The sequence below is a fragment of the Sulfitobacter sp. KMM 9851 genome (assembly GCF_057178245.1).
Genome location: NZ_CM169991.1, coordinates 1555750 through 1576223, shown reverse-complemented (window position 1 = coordinate 1576223; position 20474 = coordinate 1555750). Strand labels below are relative to the sequence as shown.

Genomic DNA, 20474 nt, shown 5'->3' with positions numbered 1-20474 from the left:
TGGGTTCTAATGACAAGGGGTACAACAGACGCCCGCTATTGACCAGTGTCGGCCTAACCCATGGTCGCTGACAACATCACCGGTTGGCGATCCCCAGCAGCAAAGCGTCGCAAGACGGCCGGGTAGAGCAGATGTTCCTGAACCAACACGCGCGCGGCCAATGTCTCGGGCGTGTCACCCGGATGAACCGCGATCTGCGCTTGACCCAGAACAGGCCCATCATCCAGCGCTGCTGTCACCTCATGCACCGTGCAGCCGTGCACCCGGTCACCAGCCTCAAGCGCGCGGGCATGGGTATGAAGCCCGCGATATTTTGGCAAAAGCGATGGGTGTATGTTGATCATCCGGCCGGCCCAGGCATCGGTAAAACCGCCCGTCAGCTTGCGCATGAACCCCGCCAGACAAATAATATCAGGCGCATGCGGGGCAAGTGCTGCGCCAAGTGCTGCCTCAAACGCCGGACGGTCGGCACCGAAGGGGCGGTGATCGACAATTTCGGTCGCGATCCCCTGCCCCTGCGCCCAGGCAATACCGCCTGCATCCGCATTATTGGACACCACGACAGCCGGGCGCGCCGCATGGTCGCCCGTCATGTCCGCCACCAGCGCGCGCATGTTAGACCCGCCGCCAGACACAAAGATCGCAACCCGTTTGGTCAAAGCAGCGCGCCTGTGTAACGCACGCCCGCACCCTTTGTGATATGGCCAATTTCGACCGCGTCGTGGCCTTCGGCGGCAAAGGCATCCTTGGCCGCCTGTAGCTGTGCGGCGGGAACGACCGCAACCATGCCCAGCCCGGCGTTAAAGGTCTTCAGCAGTTCCGCCTCGGCCATGCCACCTTGGGCGGCCAGCCATTTGAACACCGGCGGCAAATCCCAAGCCCCCAGATCAATGTCGGCACCCAGCCCCTCGGGCAGCACCCGTGGCAGATTTTCTGTCAACCCACCGCCCGTGATATGCGCCAGCGCACTGACCGCATCGGCGCGCAGGGCCGCAACCGCCCCTTTGACATACAGGCGGGTGGGCGTCAGCAGTGCGGCCCCCAAAGTGCCGTCTCCCCAAGGACAGGCATCATCCCAGCCCAACCCGCTAAGGTCGACAATTTTTCGCACAAGGCTGTAGCCGTTGGAATGTACCCCGTCGCTGGGCAGACCCAGCAGCACATCGCCCGCCGCCACGGCGCGGGGCAGTTCAGTGCCACGTTCCATCGCACCCACGGCAAAGCCCGCCAGATCAAAATCGCCCGCATGATACATCCCCGGCATTTCCGCCGTTTCGCCACCGATCAGCGCGCAACCCGACTGCGCACAGCCCGCCGCGATGCCTTCGATGATGCGCGTCGCCTGATCCAGCTCAAGCTTGCCCGTCGCAAAATAATCCAGGAAGAACAGTGGCTCGGCACCCTGACAGACTAGATCATTGACGCACATTGCCACTAGGTCGATGCCGATACTGTCGACGTTGCCCGTATCAATGGCGATCCGCAGCTTGGTGCCGACCCCATCGGTCGCCGCCACCAGCACCGGGTCCGTAAAACCAGCACCTTTGAGGTCGAACAACGCGCCAAAACCGCCCAGGCCCGACATCACGCCGGGCCGCGCCGTGGCCTTGGCCGCAGGTTTGATCCGCTCCACCAGCGCGTTGCCGGCGTCAATATCCACCCCTGCCTCAGCATAGGTGATCCCGTTTTTGGATTTTGTCATGGTCTGGCCCCCGGCGCGCAATTCCCTTGCGCGCGGGTTAGAGTATTGCGTCGCGTTCTGCAATCAAATGGTGCAGGTATTCCCTTGACGCCCCGCCGCGCGCGTCATACCCAAACGCCCATGGCGGGCCTGTAGCTCAATTGGTTAGAGCAGAGCGCTCATAACGCTTTGGTTGCGGGTTCAAGTCCTGCCGGGCCTACCAAACTCCGCCTAGTATGTGTTGGACGCCCCCGCGTCGGTCTTTACACCGCTTGTGGGCGCACCCCTTTTTGCCTCTTGGTCTGATGTTGAAATCCAACATCACCCGCCTCGACGTAGCGGAAATACAACAAATTCAGAACAATGCGACATCCCGGCTTTCGCGATTCCCGATCTTTTGCAACTAATTGACCGCAATTGATTAAGATTTTTATCTGAAACAAAGACTGCGAAATAGATGGTCGAATTTGAGGCATACATTCGTGTGGCGCAGTGCGCGCCTTGTTAGTTGTGGGCGCCATTCTGCGAGAACCGGTCGACGTCACGCTGCGGTTTGTCAGTTGGTACCTTGATCAAGGCGTCGATCAGATCGTCTTGTGCTTTGACGATCCTGATGACCCGGCCATTGCCCTGCTCAAGGATCACGACAAGGTCCGTTGCATCCCCTGCACCCGCGCGTTCTGGCTCGGCATCGGCATCCGGCCTAGAAAGCGCTTCACGCTGCGGCAAAACGCAGCCATGCAGCATATATATGATGGCCTGCCCGTCGGTTGGTTCCTGAATGTCGACGGCGATGAATTGGCCTATCTTCAAGGTCGAACCCTAAAACAAGAGGTTTCGGCACAGCCAGATCAGGTCAGTGCCATCCTGATCCGCCCCGCCGAACGCATCCAAAGCCCGGACAGGCCGGGAACGATCCAGTTTCGCACTGCAATGCCGCGCTGGTGTTGCAATTCGGTTTACCGCGATCTGAGCGAAGCAATGCAAAAGCGGCGCGGCCTAAGCGGTCATTGGATCGGGAAATCGGTCACCCGGACGGGTTTAGCGACCCATCGGGTGCGCCAGCATTATCTGCGCTCTGCCGAGGGTGACGCGCATGTCGATGTCATTCTGGGGCCCGAGAATGGGGCCTATCTGCTACATTTCATTGATCAGGGGTTCGATGCCTGGCGTTCAAAACTTGATTGGCGGCTGTCGTCCTGGGGCTATCGCGGGACAATGCGCGACATTCTGTTGGAGGCGGTCAATTCCCCGACGCCAGAACATGATCTGCGGCGCATCTATGACGCGATGTTCGTCTTTGACCACACGCGACTGACGACGCTTGAACGCGCCAAGGCCTGTCTGGGGATGGATATGGGACAGCACGCCCAATTTGCGCATCATTTTTCGGCAGAGGTTGAAATCGCGCAGCGGATGGTCGGATAAGCCATCTGCCCCCGGCGGTTTCAGCGGGAAGCGCTGACGTGCCAATTCATCGTCATCTCAACGACAGTTTCACCCGCCGCGTCCTGAATATCAACCATCACGTCAAAGGCGACCTTGCCGTTGTCGTGCAAGGCCGTTAGCAAATCCGCGCCTGGCTGCGATGTGCGCGCGCTTGCCGTAAGCGTGCCCTTGGCGATGCGCTTGAACGCGATCTGGCCCATCGCTGCCACAGGCCGCATGTTCATTATCACCGGCGCCATCGCGCCAGCCATCGCCGCCCCCGATGCGGCCTCGCCCAGCGTGAACATCGCACCGGCGTGCTGCGTGTCGATGTGATTGCTTGTCTCGGGCCGCTGCGCCAGTTCAGCGCGCGCCGTGCCGTCGCCCACCTCCAACAGCTTGACCCCCACATGGGTGGCAAAAGGGACCGCCGTGTCGAGATGGGATTTGATCATGTCATAAGGCGTCATCGGTGTGCTCCGCATTGGTTTCGGCCAGTCTGGGGTTTCGGCCAGTCTGGGGTTTCGGCCAGTCTGGCAAATGGGCCGCAGTGGCACAATCGTGCCGCAGGGTCACCGGGCGATGACGATGTCAGCGCGCAAGCCCCCCATCCGGGCAGATTCGCCCAGCCGCAACACCCCGCCGTGGGCGCGGGCGATGTCGGTGGCAATTGCCAAACCCAGGCCCACACCGCCGCCCTTGTCTTGATTGCGGGCAGGGTCAAGGCGCGCAAAGGGGCGCGTTGCCTCGTTCCGGCGGTCTTCGGGGATACCGGGGCCATCGTCTTCTACCCGAATGCGCAGCGTCTTATCTGTCAACAACACCGAGACCTCGGCGCGCGCGCCATAGCGCACCGCGTTGGAAATCAGGTTATCAACCGCCCGCCGCATCGCCACCTTGCGCAGTTTCACCGTGCCGGTGCCTTCGCCTTCTGGCGGCAGCACGACAACGGCCCGCCCGGCGCGCTGCGCATCGGCCACGATGGTGGCGACGAAATCATGTGGGTCGACTTTTTCAGGCTCGCCCTCTGCGGCCCCTTTGGCGAAGTTCAGGAATTCGTCTAACATGCGCTGCATATCATCGACATCATCGCGCAGCGGTGCCGCCTCGTCGTCGTCCATCATCGACAGGCCCAACCGCATCCGCGTCAGGGGCGTGCGCAGATCGTGGCTGACGCCTGACAACATCAGGGTACGCTGTTCAATCTGCCGTTCAATCCGGGCACGCATGTCAATAAAGGCATTGCCCGCCGCGCGCACTTCGACCGCACCTGCGGGGGTATAGGGCTCGTGCCGCCCTCGGCCAAAGGCTTCGGCGGCGCGGGCCAACCGCTTGATCGGGCGCAATTGGTTGCGCAGATAAATGGATGCGATGAGCGACAACAGCACGCCGAAAAATACAGTATAAACAAACAACTGATGCGGGTTTGACGCGGAAATTCGACGCCTGTCGAACTGAATTTGCAAAGGGCCGTTCGGGCTGTCGACGTATAGCACGACATAATCACCATCGCTCAGATCAACGGTGCGCAGCAACGGCAGCTTTGACGTCAACCGGGCGATCAGCACCCGACCGGAATAGTCATACCACCGCAAGCGATTGACCTGCGGCAACGGCGGCACGGCAGCTATTACGGCAATATCCAGGGGCGCGGCACGGGCCTGTACTGCCTCTGGCACGGCAGCGGCATTCGGGGCCTCGGCTGCGGCAATCATCACCAACGACAATTCGCGCAGCACCGTGTCCGTCATCTGGTTGGTCACGCCTTCGAAATGCCTCTGGGCAAAAATCACTGTGACGACAAGCTGCAAAAACACCACCGGCAACAGCAGGATCAAGGCGGCGCGGCCATAGATCCCCCGCGGCATATATCGTTTGAGCCAGACAAAAATCATGGCTAGACCTTAGCCAGCCCCCTGCCCCTGCGAAAGGCCAAACCATGCTGCCACCCGATAACTTCAATCCACCCATCGGGGTGGCCGAAACGCTGGAAACAGGCCTGCGCCGGATCGTGGCCCCGAACCCGTCGCCAATGACCTATCGCGGCACCAATACCTATCTGCTGGGCACGCGCGACATCGCCGTGGTCGACCCCGGCCCCGACAGCGCGCCCCATCTTGAGGCGATCCTTGCCGCCCTCACCCCCGGCCAGCACATCAGCCACATCATCGTGACCCACACGCATCTGGACCATTCACCACTGGCGCGCGCCCTGTCCCAACGCTGTGACGCGCCGGTCTGGGCCTTTGGCGATGCGACAGCCGGGCGGTCGCCGGTGATGCAACAGCTGGCACAGGCCGGGATGCTGGGGGGGGGCGAAGGCATTGATGCCGATTTTGTACCGGACCACAGGCTCGCGGATGGTGAGACACTGATAGGCGACACCTGGCAGGTCGAGGCGCTGCACACGCCCGGCCATATCGGCAACCACCTATGCCTCGCCATTGGCGACGCCTGCCTGACGGCCGATCACGTCATGGGCTGGGCCACCTCGCTGGTGTCTCCCCCCGACGGGGACCTGACCGATTTCATGACTTCCTGCGACCGGTTGGCGACGCGGAGCTGGCGCATTTTCTATCCCGGTCACGGCGGGCCTATAGCCGATCCTGCCGCACGGCTGGGCTGGCTGGTGGCCCATCGCAAAAGCCGCGAGGCTGCGATACTGGATCAGCTTTCCCAAGGCCCCGCTGATGCTGCCGCCCTGGCCGCCGCGATCTATACTGATGTGCCTGCCGCACTTCTGGGGGCGGCCACCCGCAATGTTCTGGCACATTTGGTAGATCTGACCGGCAAATCGCTGGCGGCCCCGATTGGCCCGCTGCGGGCCGACGCGCGGTTCGAACAGCGCTGACAGCGCCCGCGCGGTAAAAAGGCTGCGCCTCTCCGCTTACCTGTCACAATATCGGCACAATTACGCCCATCTGACGGCCCATTCGTCATCCACCCTTGGCATTGCGGCAGTTGCGTTGCATCTGCCCGCTCAGAGCAGCAAGGAGCTTTCAAATGGCCCGTCTTGACAAATCTTCGCAACCTCAGAAACCTGCGTCGCAAAAGCCGACCGCACCCGTTATCGCCGCGTCCAAACCGGCACCAAAACCAACACCGCTGATCACGGACTACGCCAGCCTGTAAGGCCGCGATCCCAGCGTGACAAATCCGCCCTGCCCCGGTATTTTAGGGGTATGAGTGCTGCGATTTCCACCATCCGCAATCTTGGCCCCGCGTTCGAGGCCGCCTGCATCAACGCCGGCATCCCCGACGCCGAGACGTTGCGCGCGATAGGCGCGGATGCCGCCTATGCACGTCTGCTCGCTGCTGGCACAAAACCGCATTTTATTGGGTATTACGTGTTGGTCATGGGCCTGATGGGTCGGCCGTGGAACGATTGCAAAGGAGCCGAGAAAAAAGCCCTTCGGGTGACGTTTGACGCGCTCAAGGCACGGCACCACGATCCAGCTACATCCGAATTCGAGCGCATGATGAACGTCATCGGCGTGCGCGACAGCTAAGGGAACCCACAACGCTGCGCGCGCGTTGGGATGTAACTTACATCATCTCAGGGCACAGCATGCAGTTTGACGAACACCCCCACGCCGCCGACCTCGCGCGCCTGCGCAAACTCGCGCAGACAATGGACAGCGCCTACCGTCTACCCATCGTCGGGGTCCGTCTGGGCTGGGATGCGATTCTGGGGCTCGTACCGGTGGTAGGCGACACGCTGGCACTGATCCCCTCCGCTATTATCTTGAAAGAATCACACAGGATGGGCGCTTCCAAGCCGCTGCTGGGTCGGATGCTGGTCAACACGGGCATAGACTACGTCATCGGGTCGGTTCCGCTGGTAGGTGATCTCTTTGACATCGGCTGGAAGTCCAAGATGCGCAACGTCGACCTATTGGAACGCCACCTCAAGCGCGAGGCGGCCCGTGCGCCAAGCACGCGGACTGTTGAAGGGCAACTTTCGTCGCACCACCCTACCCTCAATAACTAAAAAGGGCCGCCCTAAGGCAGCCCTTTTGTTCGTCATAATCCGGGATGGATTGGCTTAGCCAACCAGTTCAAGACCGGAGAAGAAGTAAGCGATTTCAACCGCAGCCGTTTCAGGGGCATCGGACCCGTGAACGGAGTTTTCGCCAACGCTTTCAGCGAAATCGGCGCGGATGGTGCCTGCTGCCGCGTCTGCTGGGTTCGTTGCACCCATGACTTCGCGGTTCTTCGCGATGGCGCCTTCGCCTTCGAGAACCTGAGCAACAATCGGCGCGGACGCCATGAATTCGCACAGTTCGTCATAGAACGGACGCTCGGCGTGCACCTTGTAGAACTCACCGGCTTGGGCTTTTGTCAGGTGAATACGCTTTTGCGCGACGACGCGCAGACCTGCGTCTTCGAATTTCTTGTTGATCGCGCCGGTCAGGTTGCGACGTGTTGCGTCGGGTTTGATGATCGAAAAAGTGCGTTCGAGGGCCATTGGGCTTGCTCCTTTGGGGGTGTTGATTTGGGCGCTCCCTAACATGGGGCATGGGCCATGAAAAGCCGTGATTGACCCCGCCTGTTACTTGGTCCACACCGCGCCCATGTTACGCATGTCAGAAATCAATTATTCCGTCGAAGGCCGCCCTCTGTTTGAGGAAGCCTCCGCCGTGATCCCCGAAGGCCACAAAGTGGGCATCGTCGGGCGCAACGGCGCGGGTAAAACCACGCTATTCAAAATCATCCGGGGCGAGCTGTCGCTGGACAGTGGCGAGTTTTCCATGCCCTCGCGCGCGCGCATTGGCGGCGTGGCCCAAGAGGTACCCTCCTCTGCCACATCACTGATCGACACGGTACTGGCCGCCGATACCGAACGCGCCGAACTGATGGTCGAGGCTGAAACCGCCACCGACGCCCATCGCATCGCCGACATCCAAACCCGTCTGGCCGATATCGACGCCTGGTCTGCCGAAGGGCGCGCCGCGGCAATCCTCAAGGGTCTTGGCTTTGATGACGCCGAACAGATCATGCCCTGCTCGGCCTTTTCGGGCGGTTGGCGGATGCGGGTGGCACTGGCCGCCGTGCTGTTCGCGCAGCCTGATCTGCTGCTCTTGGATGAACCGACCAACTATCTCGACCTCGAAGGCGCGCTTTGGCTGGAAAGCTATCTGGCGAAATACCCCCATACCGTGCTGATCATCAGCCACGACCGTGGCCTGTTGAACCGCGCGGTGGGCGGCATTTTGCACCTCGAAGACCGCAAATTGACCTATTATCAGGGTCCCTACGACCAATTCGCCCGCCAGCGTGCCGAAAAACGCGCCTTGTTGACGGCCATGGCCAAAAAACAGCAGGCCCGGCGCGACCACATGCAATCCTTCGTGGACCGTTTCAAGGCCAAGGCATCCAAGGCGAAACAGGCGCAATCGCGTCTCAAGATGATCGAAAAAATGGACATGATCACCGCGCCCGAGGATGTGGCGCGCAAGGTCTTCACCTTCCCCGAGCCGGAGGAACTGTCGCCCCCGATCATCAACATCGAAAACGGCTCGGTCGGCTATACCGCCGACAACCCCGTGCTGACGCGCCTGAACCTGCGCATTGATCAGGACGACCGCATCGCCCTGCTGGGCAAGAACGGTCAGGGCAAATCGACACTGGCGAAACTGCTGTCGGATCGTTTGCCGCTGATGGCGGGCAAACAGATCAACTCCAGCAAGCTGCGCGTGGGTTTCTTTGCCCAGCATCAGGTGGATGAACTGATCGTCGAGGAAACGCCGCTTCAGCATATGATCAGCGCGCGCCCCGGCGTGATGCAATCGAAACTGCGCGCGCAGCTCGCGGGCTTTGGCCTTGGCCCTGAACAGGCCGAAACCGAGGTAGGCCGCCTGTCCGGTGGGCAAAAGGCACGCTTGTCGCTGCTGCTGGCCACCTTGCATGCGCCGCATCTGCTGATCCTCGATGAACCGACCAACCACCTTGATATCGAATCGCGCGAAGCGCTGGTCGAGGCGCTGACCCGCTATTCCGGCGCGGTGATCCTCGTCAGCCACGACATGCACCTGCTGTCGATGGTGGCAGATCGGCTCTGGTTGGTATCGAACGGTACGGTCGAACCCTACGAGGATGACCTTGAGGCCTACCGCAAGATGCTGCTGACCCCGGAAAAGCCGGTAAGCAAGGCCGCCAAGCCGAAAGAGGCTCCAAAACCCAAACGCGCCAGCCGCGATGAGGTGCTGGCCCTGCGCAGCGAAGTCCGCAAGGCAGAGGCGCGCATGGAGAAGATCAACGAGATGCGCGACAAGCTTGCAAGCAAGCTGGCTGATCCTGCCCTTTACGAAGACGGAAAAAACGGCGAACTTGAAGTCTGGAACAAGAAGTACGCCGAAGTGATGGACGCGCTGGAACGCGCCGAGGGCCTTTGGGTCGGCGCACAGGAAAAACTGGAAAAGGCCACCGCCTGAACCTGATACGTGGTCTGTCCCGCTTTTTTGGACGACAAATACCGCGGGGGTTTGGGGGCTGGTCCCCAAGGAACAGCAGATGACACTCGACACCGCCTATATGATCACAGCCCTCGTCACGATGTTTGTCGTGATCGACCCGATCGCGATAGCACCGCTGTTTTTGGCGTTGACCACTGGCATGTCGACCGCCCAACGCCGTCGCATTGCATGGCGTGCGGTGTTTGTGGCCGGGCTGGTGTTGCTGATTTTTGCCGCCTTCGGCGAGGCCGTGCTGGGGTTCATTGGGATATCCATGGCTGCGTTTCGGGTGGCGGGTGGCATCTTGCTGTTCATTACAGCGCTCGACATGTTGTTTGAACGCCGTACCAAACGTCGCGAAGACCGCGCTGATGAGGATGACCACGAAGACCCTTCAGTCTTTCCCCTCGCGATCCCGCTGATTGCCGGTCCCGGGGCCATTGCCTCGGTCATTCTGCTGACCGGCGAAAAACCCGGCGCCGAGGGGCTGATAACCATTATCGTCATCACCGCCCTGACGCTGGTCGTGATGGGCCTGACGATGCAGGTCAGCGGATCGCTGGAACGTGTCATGGGTAAGACCGGCATCAACATTGTTACCCGCCTTCTGGGGATGTTGCTGGCCGCCTTGTCGGTGCAATTCGTGCTGGATGGGCTGTCTGCCTTTGGTTTTGGCCCCGGTCCGGGCTGACAAAACCCGCCCGCCCGCCTATATGCCCCATAGCGCAACGCGAGGCACACCATGGCAGAGATTGAAACCGGGCGATTGATTTACCTGATTGTGTTGCTGGCCATGGTCGCCGGCTGGTTTTTCATGCAAGGCCGCGAACGGTGGAACAAGACGCTGCAACAGGCGGCGGTCTGGGGAATGATCTTTGTCGGGGGCGCGGCCGGCGTTGGCCTGTGGCAAGACATCGCCCGCGACGGCGCGCGTCAGCAGATCGGCGTCACGGATCAGGGCCAGATCATCGTTCCGCGCAGCCGTGACGGGCATTATTACCTGACCGCTCGCGTGAACGATGCGCCTATCCGCTTTGTTGTCGACACCGGTGCTACCGACATCGTTTTATCGCAGGCCGATGCCGCCAGAGCCGGATTTGCACCCGACACGCTGCAATATCTGGGACGCGCAGGCACTGCCAATGGCGAGGTACGCACCGCGTTTGTACGGCTCGATACCGTTCAACTGGGGAGCGTGCGCGACAACGATGTGGCGGCGGTGGTCAATCAGGGTCGGATGGACCAATCGCTGCTGGGCATGGGGTATCTGCAACGCTGGGGTAGGATCGAAATTTCACAGGGTGAATTGATCCTGACGCGGTGACCGGTGGACCAGGTGTGAGGGCCTTCCGACCCGCGACGTGCAATCCGGGGGGCCAGGCCCCCGGCCCCCCCCGAGGGTATTTAAGGTCCAAAAAAGTTAGGAACAGGTCGGGGTCACGTTTGCGCTTTTTTCTCCCAGCGGCCGCTTTCTTCTGACCAATATTGCGCGGAGGCGCCGGCGTCTTTGAGGGCTTTCCACTGCGCCCGCGCCTTGTCGAGCGCGGGCGGATCATCGCCGTCAAACAGGATACAGACCCGATCAAGTGCGGCAACTTCCTGGGCTGTTACCTCGGCACCATGGATTGCCATCACGCAATTGGCGTCATTGGCGGCGGCAGCGTCCAGCGTGAGTAGCACAGGCTGGTCCGCGTCCTGCGGCCCGCCCGCCATCCCATGCGGCAGAAATCCATCCGCAGGCCGCAGCCACAGCGCCCGGTCGATGGCGGTCAGGGCCATCTGATCGGTGCCCCGTACCGCCACCCGCCAGCCGTTTTCCAGCGATTTTTCCAGCAACATCATCAGCGTATCGACCAGAGGCCTGCGCGTCAGATGATAGAAATAGGCAGCCCCCATGGCGATTTATGCCTCTTCGAAACGGTCAGAGATCAACCGGTTCAATGCGGCGACACCCCAGCCCGTCGCACCCACCGGGGCCAATGCCGTCTCGGACTTGACCGAAGCGACCCCTGCGATGTCCAGGTGAATCCACGGCATGTCGTCTTTGACGAACCGCTTGAGGAACTGCGCTGCACTGATCGACCCCGCCGCCCGGCCGCCGATGTTCTTCATATCCGCGATGCGGCTTTTGAGCAGATCGTCATAGCCCTGCCCCAATGGCATCCGCCACGCCCCTTCGCCTTCGGCCTGTGCGGCCTTGAGGAAGGCGTCGCACAAAGCGTCGTCGTTGGAGAATACACCGGCGTTTTCATGGCCCAACCCGATGATGATCGCGCCAGTCAAGGTCGCCAGATCGATCATCGCGGCGGGTTTGAACCGGTCCTGTGCGTACCACATCACGTCACAGAGCACCAAACGCCCCTCGGCATCTGTGTTGATCACCTCAACCGTATCACCCTTCATCGTGGTGATGACATCACCGGGCCGCGTCGCGTTGCCCGAAGGCATGTTTTCCACGATGCCAACCAGCCCCACCACATTCGCGCGCGCGCCGCGCAGTGCCAAGGACCGCATGACACCGGCCACCACGCCGGCACCGCCCATGTCCATCGTCATGTCTTCCATGCCAAGGCCTGGCTTAAGGCTGATGCCCCCGGTATCGAAAACGACGCCTTTGCCCACCAACGCCAGCGGGGCTGCGTCCTTGGCGCCGCCTTCCCAACGCATAACCACTACTTTCGACGGGCTATCCGACCCTTGGCCAACGGACAGAAGCGTTCTCATTCCTAGGCTTGCGAGATCTTCTTCATCCAGAACTTCAACCTTTAGCCCCAAGGTTTCCATCTCGCGCAGACGGTCGGCAAAGGCGGTGGTGGTCAGCACGTTGGCAGGCATATTGGTCAGATCGCGCGTCATAAACGCGCCTTCGGCAATTGCCAGCAATGGGGCGGCGGCGGCGGTGGCCTCGTCCGGTTTGGCGCACATGACTGTGACGGCGCCCTTGCGGGGTTTGGCCGCTGTCTTGTGATCTTGAAACCCATAGTCACGCATGGCCAAACCATAAGCCACTTGTCCCACACGGCGCAGTCCGGCGGCCAGCAGCAGCATATCCGCCTGCCCGCGCACCTTGGCCAACGCGGCACCTGCCTTGCGGGCCGTCGCGACATCGGCGCGGCGCGGCAGGCGCACAACATCCACGGCCTCGGCCGCCATGCCCGACGGATAGGCCATGCTGATCGCATCGCCGGGTTTGAGATCGCCAAATCGGTCGCTACTGGCCAACCGCGCCAATGCACCGCGCATCAATTTGTTGACCCGACGCGCCCCGGTGTCCATCCGCCCTGCGGGATCGAGAAAAACCACCACGCGGCCCGCGTGGCCCGCAATTTGGTCAATATCGACGGCGGCAAATGTGATTGGGGTCAGATCGGTCATGCGGATACCTCATTTTGTGATTTCGACCAGACCTAGCCTGCTGTGGCGAGCATGACCAGATAGCAGTTTTCCCGGGCGCAAAATTGCTTTAACATCGCCCGAAACGCCGTCAGAGCACATTGGGGGAACGCAGTGGCCAGAATAGACCGCTACATGCTGTCGCAGTTCCTTGTGTTGTTTGGCTTTTTCGCCCTCGTCTTGGTTGCGCTGTTTTGGATCAACCGGGCGGTGGTGCTGTTTGACCGGCTGATCGGCGACGGCCAGTCGGCGATGGTGTTTCTGGAATTCACGACATTGGGCCTGCCAAAACTGATCACCACGGTGTTGCCGATTGCGGCCTTTTCGGCGGCGGTCTACGTCACCAACAGGATGTCAGGCGAATCCGAGATGACGGTGTTACAGGCCACCGGCACCAGCCCTTGGCGTCTGGTACGGCCTGTGGTGGTGTTTGGCCTGTGCGTGGCGGCGATGATGACAGTGCTCAGCCACTTTCTGGTGCCTATGGCCCAAGGCCAGTTGCAACAACGCCAAGCCGAGATTTCACAGAATGTCACGGCGCGCCTGTTGACCGAGGGCACATTCCTGCATCCGGGCAATCAGGTCACATTCTATACCCGCGCCATTGGTGCCGACGGCGTGCTGCGCGATGTATTCCTGTCGGACCGGCGCAACGCCAAAGAAGGCGTGATCTACACCGCCGCCGAGGCCTATCTGCTGCGCAATGGCGATGCGACCACGCTGATCATGGTCGACGGGATGGCACAGCGGCTTAATGCGCAGGACAACCGCCTCGCCACCGCCAAATTTCGGGATTTTTCCTTTGATATCTCATCGCTCGTCACCAAACAGGCGGATGAATATCTGACGGTCGAAAACATGACGACCCCCGCGCTGATCGCAAATTGGACCGATGTCGCGGCCCTGACAGGCGACAGCCCCGGCGTGGTCGCAGAAGAGCTGCATGCACGGTTTGCCCAGCCGCTGTTCTGTATCATCGCGGCGCTGGTAGGTTTTGCAACGCTGCTGCTGGGGGGGTATTCGCGCTTTGGCGTCTGGCGCGAGGCGCTGCTGGCCTTTGCACTGCTGATCGCCATCGACGGGATGCGCGGCACGCTCGTGGCGCAGGTGCGGGCGGATGCGACGCTTTGGCCGCTGATTTATCTGCCATCTCTTGTCGGGGCCGTGCTGGTGCTGGCAATGCTATGGCAGGCCGCACATCCCGGTTGGCTGCGGCGCATGCGCCGGGGGGACGCACGCATGATCCTGCATTTCTACTTCGCGCGGCGCTTTGCCATCGCCTTTGCGGTGATCACCATGGTGCTAACGGCGCTGGTGCTCTTGGTGGACGGTGTCGATCAGGCGCGACGCTTTGCCAGTTTCGACATCGGCTGGCAAAAGATTCTGGGCCTGACCCTGCTCAACATGCCGCAGACCATCAACCTGATCCTGCCACTGATCATGATCCTCGCGACAGTGGCGCTGTTTTTGGCACTTGCACGCTCGTCAGAGCTGGTGGTGACGCGCGCTGCCGGGCGATCTGCGTTGCGCGCATTGATTGCCCCCGTCGTGGTGGCGCTGGCCATCGGCGTGATGGCCGTGGGCATGTTGAACCCCATCGTCGCGGCCAGTGGCAAACGCTATCTGCAACTGTCTGAAACCTACCGCGCCGGGGGCCGTGCCGCCCTGTCGATCAGCGACGAAGGCCTGTGGCTGCGGCAAGGCAATGCTGAAGGGCAGTCGGTGATCCGCGCCTGGCGGTCCAATGCCGACGCCTCGGTGCTCTATGATGTCACGATCATCAGCTACGACCCCGGCACCGGCCCGGTGCGCCGCATCGAAGCCGCATCTGCCGCACTGCTCGACGGGGTCTGGTCGCTGCGCAATGCCAAATCCTGGCCGCTCAAGGCTGGTGTCAACGCCGAAGGCAACGCCGAGGTCCACGAGACCCTGGAAATCCCGTCCTCCCTGACGCTGGAGCGTATCCGCGAAAGCATCGGCAAACCCGCAGCCGTGTCGATCTACGACCTGCCCGAGTTCATCCGCCAGCTCGAACAGGCCGGCTTCAGCCCGCGCCGCCACAAGGTATGGCTGCAAACCGAACTGGCGCGGCCGTTCTTTCTGGTCGCGATGGTTCTGGTTGCGAGCGCATTCACCATGCGCCATACCCGTTTCGGAGGGACAGGCGTGGCGGTCTTGGCCTCGGTCCTGCTGGGGTTTGGTTTGTATTTCATTCGCAGTTTTGCACAGATTTTGGGCGAGAACGGGCAGATCCCCGTGGCGCTGGCCGCTTGGGCGCCACCGCTTGCGGCGATTCTGCTCGCCCTTGGCCTGCTGCTCCATGCGGAGGATGGCTGATGCGCGGGTTTGGCTTTGCACTTGCGCTGGCACTATTTTGCCCCGGCGCGCTTACGGCACAGGATCAACCGGCAAAGCCCGCCATACTGGTGGCCGATAACCTGTTCATCACCCGTGACCGGGTGCTGGTGGCACGTGGCAATGTCGAGGCATTTCAGGGCGACACCCGCCTGCGCGCGGCAGAAATCCGCTATGATCAGGCCACAGGCTCGCTCAGCATCACCGGACCGATTGTGCTGTCCGAAGGCGACGCAACAACCATTCTGGCCGATGCCGCCGCGCTGGACGCCGATCTGCAATCGGGCCTGCTGACCGGGGCCCGCCTGATCCTTGATCAACAATTGCAATTGGCCGCGGTCCAGATCAACCGCGTCGAGGGGCGCTATAGCCAGCTTTACAAAACTGCGGTGACCTCGTGCAAAGTCTGCGAGGACGGCGAAGCGCCGCTGTGGCAAATTCGTGCCAAACGCGTGGTGCACGACCAGCAAGAACAGCAGCTATATTTCGACGAAGCCAAGTTCCTGATCAAGAACGTGCCGGTCTTCTATATTCCGCGCCTGCGCCTGCCTGATCCGACATTGGACCGCGCCACCGGCTTTCTGACACCGGCGATCCGCAGCACCTCGCAGCTCGGCACCGGGTTCAAACTACCCTATTTTATCAAGATCGGCGATCACCGCGATCTGACGCTCACCCCCTATCTGTCGAGCGCAACCCGCACGCTGGAGCTGCGCTATCGGCAGGCGTTTCGCACCGGGCGCATCCAATTTGACGCCGCCATCTCCAGCGACGACCAGCGCCCCGGCGAATTGCGCGGCTACCTTTTTGGCAACGGTGATTTTGATCTCAGACGTGACTACAAGCTGCATTTTGAAATCGAAACGACCGGCGACCGTGCCTATCTGACCGAATACGGCTATTCCGGCGAGGACCGGCTGACCAGTGAATTGACAGTCAGCCGCGCGCGCCGCGATCAATATGTGCGCGCCAGCATGATCAACTACGAATCCCTGCGCGACGGCGATATCAACGACAACCTGCCCACCCTTGTGCTGGATGGCGAATATGAGCGGCGCTATTTTCCCGACGGGCTTGTCGGCGAATTTCGGCTGGGGCTTCAGGCCCATGCCCACCGCCGAAATTCCGATTTGGGCGTCGACGGGCCGGACGCGGACCTGCTGGTCGATGGTCGCGATGTGGCGCGGATAAATGGACAGGTCGAATGGCTGCACCGTCTGACCTTTGGCAGCGGCTTGGTGACCGATCTGCGCGCCGGTTTGAACTTTAGCGTCTTCAACATCACCCAAGACAGCACGTTCGATCAAAACCACGCCGATGCGGTGCCAAACGCGGCGCTGGCGCTGCGCTATCCCATGGTCCGGCGATCGGGCAATATCGTACAGACGCTGGAGCCGGTGGTGCAGTTGGGCTGGATGGGCGGCAACCGTCTGAACATCCCCAATGAGGAAAGCACCCGCGTCGAATTTGACGAAGGCAACCTGTTGGCGCTCAGCCGCTTTCCCCGCCCCGACCGGCGAGAACGCAATGCCGTGGTTGCCCTTGGGGTCAACTGGGCACGGATCAATCCGGGCGGGTGGGATACCTATCTAACCCTGGGACAGGTGCTGCGCGGCCAGGCAGATCCTGCCTTTACCACCACATCCGGCCTGACCGGCACGCAGTCTGATTTCCTCGTCGCGGCACAGGTAAAATCGGACAACGGTCTGGCGCTCATCGGGCGCGGACTGATCAACGAAGATTTCCAGGTGTCCAAGGCCGAATTTCGCGGCCTTTGGGATTTCAAGCGCGGGCAGATCGGCGGGAGCTATGTCTGGCTTGGCGTTGATCCCGCCGAAGAACGCACACAGGCGGTCTCGGAGATTACTTTTGACGGCAGCTACGACATCAACAGCCAATGGCAGGCCAGTGCCGACTGGCGTTTCGACGTGGCGGACGACCGTGCCGCCACTGCGGGGCTGGGTCTGGCCTATAATAATGAATGTGTGACGGTCGACCTTTCGGTCCGGCGGCGCTATTCCTCTTCAACAAGTGTTGAGCCCTCAACCAATATCGGCTTTAACATCGGCCTGCGGGGCTTTGCCGCATCCAACGGAACAGAAAGATACGTGCGCTCATGTCGGAAGTAACCAGAATGAATATCCGCGCAGCCCTTCGCAGGCTTGCCGCCCTCGTTTTCGTGATGCTGATCGGGCAAGCGGCGGTGGCGCAGAACCTTTTTGCGCCGGTGGCCAAGGTGAACGACGCCGTGATCACAGAATACGAGATCCAGCAGCGCCAGCGCTTTCTCCAAGTTCTGAACGCTCCCGGCACGGACCGCGAAAGCGTGATCGACGCGCTGATCGAGGATCGGTTGCGCGGTGAAATCCTCAAGGGGTTTGGTCTGGAAACCACCCCCGAAACGATCCAGGCCGGGATGACGGAATTTGCCGCCCGCGCCAATCTGACAGCCGAAGAATTCATTACCGCACTGGCTCAATCCGGTGTGGAACAAGAAACTTTCCGCGATTTTGTGGTGATCAGCCTGGCCTGGCGCGATCTGATCCGGGGGCGCTATAACAGCAGCGTCAACATCACCGACGCCGAAGTGGACCGCGCCCTGGGCACGTCCACGTCACGCGGCGGCATCCGCGTGCTGCTGTCCGAAATTATCATCCCCGCACCGCCACAGAACGCCGCGCAGGTCAACGCCTTGGCCGAGCGCATCGCGCAAAGCCGTTCCGAGGCCGAGTTCTCCAACTATGCCCGCCAGTATTCTGCAACGGCCTCGCGCGGGCGCGGTGGACAGATGCCCTGGACCGAGCTGGACAAACTGCCCGCCTCCCTGCACCCGATCATCCTGGCGTTGTCCCCCGGCGAAGTGACCCCGCCGCTGCCGATCCCCAATGCAGTGGCGCTGTTCCAGCTGCGCGGCATCGAGGAAACCGGCAAACCCAGCATCGCCTATTCCAAGATCGACTATGCCGCCTACTACATTCCCGGTGGCCGCTCTGACGCCGCACTTGCACAGGCCGCCAAGCTGCGCGGCGAGGTTGATACCTGTGACGACCTTTACGCCACCGCCAAAGGCCAGCCTGCCCAGGTACTCGACCGTGGTGCCAAGGCACCGGGCGAGATTCCACAGGATGTGGCTATCGAACTCGCCAAACTTGACCCCGGTGAAGTGTCCACGGCGCTCACCCGCTCCAACGGTCAGACCCTTGTCTTTTTGATGCTGTGCAAACGCACCGCCGAAGCCAATGCCGAGGTCGACCGGGAGGCAGTCATCAACGCACTGCGCCAGCGCAAGCTGGAAGGCTATTCCAAGCAGATGATCGAACAGGCCCGCGCAGATGCTCGCATCACGCGCCTATGACCTCTCTGCCAGTTGCCATTTCCTGCGGTGAGCCCGCAGGGATCGGGCCAGAAGTGGCCGCCCGCGCCTGGGCGGCGCTTGCGGCGGACGTGCCGATGTTCTGGATCGGAGAATCCGCGTCACCTGCCCGCCGATCTGCCTGTCCAGCAGATCAACGACCCCTCTGAGGCCGCCGCCATCTGCACCGGCGCCCTGCCCGTTCTGGCCCATGATTTCGGCAGCGCCGCAACACCCGGCATACCTCAACCGGGCCACGCCCACGGCGTGATTGACGCTATCGCACGCGGGGTCGATCTGGTCCGTGCCGGTCAGGCCTGTGCGCTGTGTACCGCCCCGATCCACAAAAAGGCGCTAAAGGACGGCGCCGCCTTCGCTTATCCGGGCCACACCGAATACCTTGCCGCTCTGGCCGGGGTGGATGACGTGGTGATGATGCTGGCCTCTGATCAACTGCGCGTCGTGCCCGCCACGATCCACATCGCGCTGGATCAGGTGCCGCTGCACCTTACCCCCGCCCGCCTGCGCCGCACGATCGAAATTACCGCCGCCGGACTGCGCGACCGCTTTGGCATCGCCAGCCCCCGCATCGCCGTGGCCGGGCTGAACCCCCACGCTGGCGAAGGCGGCGCCATGGGTCGGCAGGAAATCGACTGGATCGCACCGCTGATCACCCAGATGCAGGGCGAAGGGTTTGATCTGACAGGCCCCTTGCCCGCCGACACCATGTTTCACGCCGCCGCCCGCGCGCGCTATGATGCCGCGATCGCGATGTACCATGATCAGGCGCTGATCCCGATCAAGACGCTGGATTTCGACCGCGGCGTGAACGTAACGCTGGGCCTGCCTTTCGTGCGCACATCACCCGACCACGGCACGGCCTTTGACATCGCCGGGCGCGGGCTGGCCAACCCCACCAGCATGATCGAGGCGATCAAGCTGGCACACCGGATGGCAGGCATGGCATGAGCGGTATCGACGATCTGCCCCCGCTGCGCGAGGTCATCACCACCCATGATCTGGCCGCGCGCAAATCGCTCGGCCAGAACTTCCTGCTCGACCTGAACCTGACCGCCAAGATCGCGCGGCAGGCCGGGGATGTGGCGGACTGCGATGTGCTGGAAATCGGCCCCGGTCCGGGCGGTCTGACCCGCGGCCTTCTGGCCCAGGGGGCGCGTCATGTGCTGGCCATCGAAAAGGACGCCCGCTGCCTGCCGGCGCTGGCCGAAATCGCCGCACATTACCCTGGCCGTTTAACCGTGATCGAAGGTGACGCGCTCGACATCGACCCATTGGCACATCTGACACCGCCGATCCGCGTGGCGGCAAACCTGCCTTATAACGTCGGCACCGAATTGCTGGTACGCTGGCTGACCCCGCCCGCATGGCCCCCCTTCTGGCAAAGCCTGACACTGATGTTTCAGCGCGAGGTGGCGGAACGCATCGTGGCCACCCCCGGCTCCAAGGCGTATGGTCGACTGGCGCTGCTGGCACAGTGGCGCTGCGATGCGCGCATCGTCATGCATTTGCCGCCCGGTGCCTTCACCCCGCCGCCCAAGGTATCTTCTGCTGTTGTACATCTCACGGCCCTGCCGCAACCACGCTTTCCCGCTGATCCGGCCGTGCTGAACCGCGTGGTCGCCATGGCGTTCAACCAGCGCCGCAAGATGCTGCGCTCGGCGCTCAAGGGGCTGACCCCCGACATCGAAGACCGCCTGCGCGCGGCTGGGCTTAGCCCCACCGACCGGGCCGAACAGGTGCCGCTTGAGGGCTTCTGCGCCCTTGCCCGCGAAGTGGCCGGAGCCTGACC

The 20474-nt window shown here is 61.8% G+C and carries 19 protein-coding genes, 1 tRNA gene and 2 pseudogenes; 15 read left to right on the top strand and 7 right to left on the bottom strand.

Going from position 1 to position 20474, the window contains the following annotated elements:
- Window positions 1–53 precede the first annotated feature (53 nt).
- Both purN and purM read right to left on the bottom strand, forming a co-directional pair.
- Window positions 54–659, bottom strand: a complete 606-nt coding sequence (purN, locus tag AC1965_RS07720; RefSeq protein ID WP_483886701.1) for a phosphoribosylglycinamide formyltransferase — start codon at window positions 657–659, stop codon at window positions 54–56.
- Window positions 656–1702 carry a phosphoribosylformylglycinamidine cyclo-ligase gene (gene purM / locus AC1965_RS07715; protein ID WP_483886700.1) on the bottom strand — a complete coding sequence of 349 codons (1047 nt, stop codon included), beginning with the start codon at window positions 1700–1702 and terminating at the stop codon, window positions 656–658. The genes purN and purM overlap by 4 nt, the downstream gene beginning before the upstream one ends.
- Before the next feature lie 125 nt (window positions 1703–1827).
- Between purM and AC1965_RS07710 the strand changes: the two genes are divergently transcribed.
- Both AC1965_RS07710 and AC1965_RS07705 read left to right on the top strand, forming a co-directional pair.
- Window positions 1828–1904 (top strand) — tRNA-Ile (locus AC1965_RS07710).
- A 269-nt stretch (window positions 1905–2173) separates the two neighbouring features.
- On the top strand, window positions 2174–3109 hold the full coding sequence (locus tag AC1965_RS07705; protein ID WP_483886699.1) for a glycosyltransferase family 2 protein: 936 nt from the start codon (window positions 2174–2176) through the stop codon (window positions 3107–3109).
- 20 nt (window positions 3110–3129) lie between these two features.
- Here AC1965_RS07705 and AC1965_RS07700 read toward each other — a convergent pair whose 3' ends face one another.
- Both AC1965_RS07700 and AC1965_RS07695 read right to left on the bottom strand, forming a co-directional pair.
- Complete coding sequence (locus tag AC1965_RS07700; RefSeq protein WP_483886698.1) at window positions 3130–3579, bottom strand: DUF4442 domain-containing protein; 450 nt, start codon at window positions 3577–3579, stop codon at window positions 3130–3132.
- Window positions 3580–3681: 102 nt separating this feature from the next.
- Window positions 3682–5004 (bottom strand): ATP-binding protein, encoded by a 1323-nt coding sequence (locus AC1965_RS07695; protein ID WP_483886697.1) that lies wholly within the window; start codon window positions 5002–5004, stop codon window positions 3682–3684.
- Between the two features lie 44 nt (window positions 5005–5048).
- On the opposite strand from AC1965_RS07695, the gene AC1965_RS07690 reads away from it, so the two are divergent.
- The 4 genes from AC1965_RS07690 (at window position 5049) to AC1965_RS07675 (ending at window position 7100) form a co-directional block, all read left to right on the top strand.
- Window positions 5049–5960 (top strand): MBL fold metallo-hydrolase, encoded by a 912-nt coding sequence (locus AC1965_RS07690; protein WP_483886696.1) that lies wholly within the window; start codon window positions 5049–5051, stop codon window positions 5958–5960.
- Between the two features lie 152 nt (window positions 5961–6112).
- Entirely contained in the window at window positions 6113–6241 is a 129-nt protein-coding gene (locus AC1965_RS07685; RefSeq protein ID WP_483886695.1) for a hypothetical protein, read from the top strand.
- 50 nt (window positions 6242–6291) lie between these two features.
- Entirely contained in the window at window positions 6292–6618 is a 327-nt protein-coding gene (locus tag AC1965_RS07680) for a TfoX/Sxy family DNA transformation protein (protein WP_483886694.1), read from the top strand.
- A 59-nt stretch (window positions 6619–6677) separates the two neighbouring features.
- Window positions 6678–7100: a DUF4112 domain-containing protein gene (locus tag AC1965_RS07675; protein ID WP_483886693.1), complete on the top strand. Its 423-nt coding sequence runs from the start codon at window positions 6678–6680 to the stop codon at window positions 7098–7100.
- 54 nt (window positions 7101–7154) lie between these two features.
- On the opposite strand, the gene ndk is transcribed toward AC1965_RS07675, so the two are convergent.
- Complete coding sequence (ndk, locus tag AC1965_RS07670) at window positions 7155–7577, bottom strand: nucleoside-diphosphate kinase (RefSeq protein ID WP_483886692.1); 423 nt, start codon at window positions 7575–7577, stop codon at window positions 7155–7157.
- Between the two features lie 106 nt (window positions 7578–7683).
- On the opposite strand from ndk, the gene AC1965_RS07665 reads away from it, so the two are divergent.
- The 3 genes from AC1965_RS07665 to AC1965_RS07655 all read left to right on the top strand — a co-directional run bounded on the left by AC1965_RS07665 (window position 7684) and on the right by AC1965_RS07655 (window position 10888).
- Window positions 7684–9543 carry an ABC-F family ATP-binding cassette domain-containing protein gene (locus AC1965_RS07665; protein ID WP_483886691.1) on the top strand — a complete coding sequence of 620 codons (1860 nt, stop codon included), beginning with the start codon at window positions 7684–7686 and terminating at the stop codon, window positions 9541–9543.
- A gap of 79 nt (window positions 9544–9622) precedes the next feature.
- Entirely contained in the window at window positions 9623–10255 is a 633-nt protein-coding gene (locus AC1965_RS07660) for a MarC family protein (protein ID WP_483886690.1), read from the top strand.
- A gap of 51 nt (window positions 10256–10306) precedes the next feature.
- A complete protein-coding gene (locus AC1965_RS07655) occupies window positions 10307–10888 on the top strand; it encodes a retropepsin-like aspartic protease family protein (RefSeq protein WP_483886689.1) in 582 nt (193 codons plus the stop codon).
- A 113-nt stretch (window positions 10889–11001) separates the two neighbouring features.
- On the opposite strand, the gene AC1965_RS07650 is transcribed toward AC1965_RS07655, so the two are convergent.
- Both AC1965_RS07650 and AC1965_RS07645 read right to left on the bottom strand, forming a co-directional pair.
- Window positions 11002–11460, bottom strand: coding sequence for a DNA polymerase III subunit chi (locus tag AC1965_RS07650; protein ID WP_483886688.1), 459 nt, complete (start codon window positions 11458–11460; stop codon window positions 11002–11004).
- 6 nt (window positions 11461–11466) lie between these two features.
- Entirely contained in the window at window positions 11467–12939 is a 1473-nt protein-coding gene (locus AC1965_RS07645) for a leucyl aminopeptidase (RefSeq protein WP_483886687.1), read from the bottom strand.
- A 153-nt stretch (window positions 12940–13092) separates the two neighbouring features.
- Here AC1965_RS07645 and lptF point away from each other — a divergent pair.
- The 6 genes and pseudogenes from lptF to rsmA form a co-directional block, all read left to right on the top strand.
- Window positions 13093–14085, top strand: a pseudogene (lptF, locus tag AC1965_RS07640) (LPS export ABC transporter permease LptF); the annotation flags it as partial.
- Between the two features lie 111 nt (window positions 14086–14196).
- Window positions 14197–15294: an LPS export ABC transporter permease LptG gene (gene lptG, locus AC1965_RS07635; RefSeq protein WP_483887004.1), complete on the top strand. Its 1098-nt coding sequence runs from the start codon at window positions 14197–14199 to the stop codon at window positions 15292–15294.
- Window positions 15294–17441, top strand: a complete 2148-nt coding sequence (locus AC1965_RS07630; RefSeq protein ID WP_483886686.1) for an LPS-assembly protein LptD — start codon at window positions 15294–15296, stop codon at window positions 17439–17441. The genes lptG and AC1965_RS07630 overlap by 1 nt, the downstream gene beginning before the upstream one ends.
- Window positions 17442–17446: 5 nt before the next feature.
- A complete protein-coding gene (locus tag AC1965_RS07625) occupies window positions 17447–18667 on the top strand; it encodes a peptidylprolyl isomerase (RefSeq protein WP_483886685.1) in 1221 nt (406 codons plus the stop codon).
- A pseudogene (gene pdxA, locus AC1965_RS07620) lies at window positions 18664–19633 on the top strand (4-hydroxythreonine-4-phosphate dehydrogenase PdxA). The gene AC1965_RS07625 and the pseudogene pdxA overlap by 4 nt, the downstream one beginning before the upstream one ends.
- Complete coding sequence (gene rsmA / locus AC1965_RS07615; RefSeq protein ID WP_483886684.1) at window positions 19630–20472, top strand: 16S rRNA (adenine(1518)-N(6)/adenine(1519)-N(6))-dimethyltransferase RsmA; 843 nt, start codon at window positions 19630–19632, stop codon at window positions 20470–20472. Before pdxA ends, rsmA begins: the two are co-directional and overlap by 4 nt.
- Window positions 20473–20474: the final 2 nt, after the last annotated feature.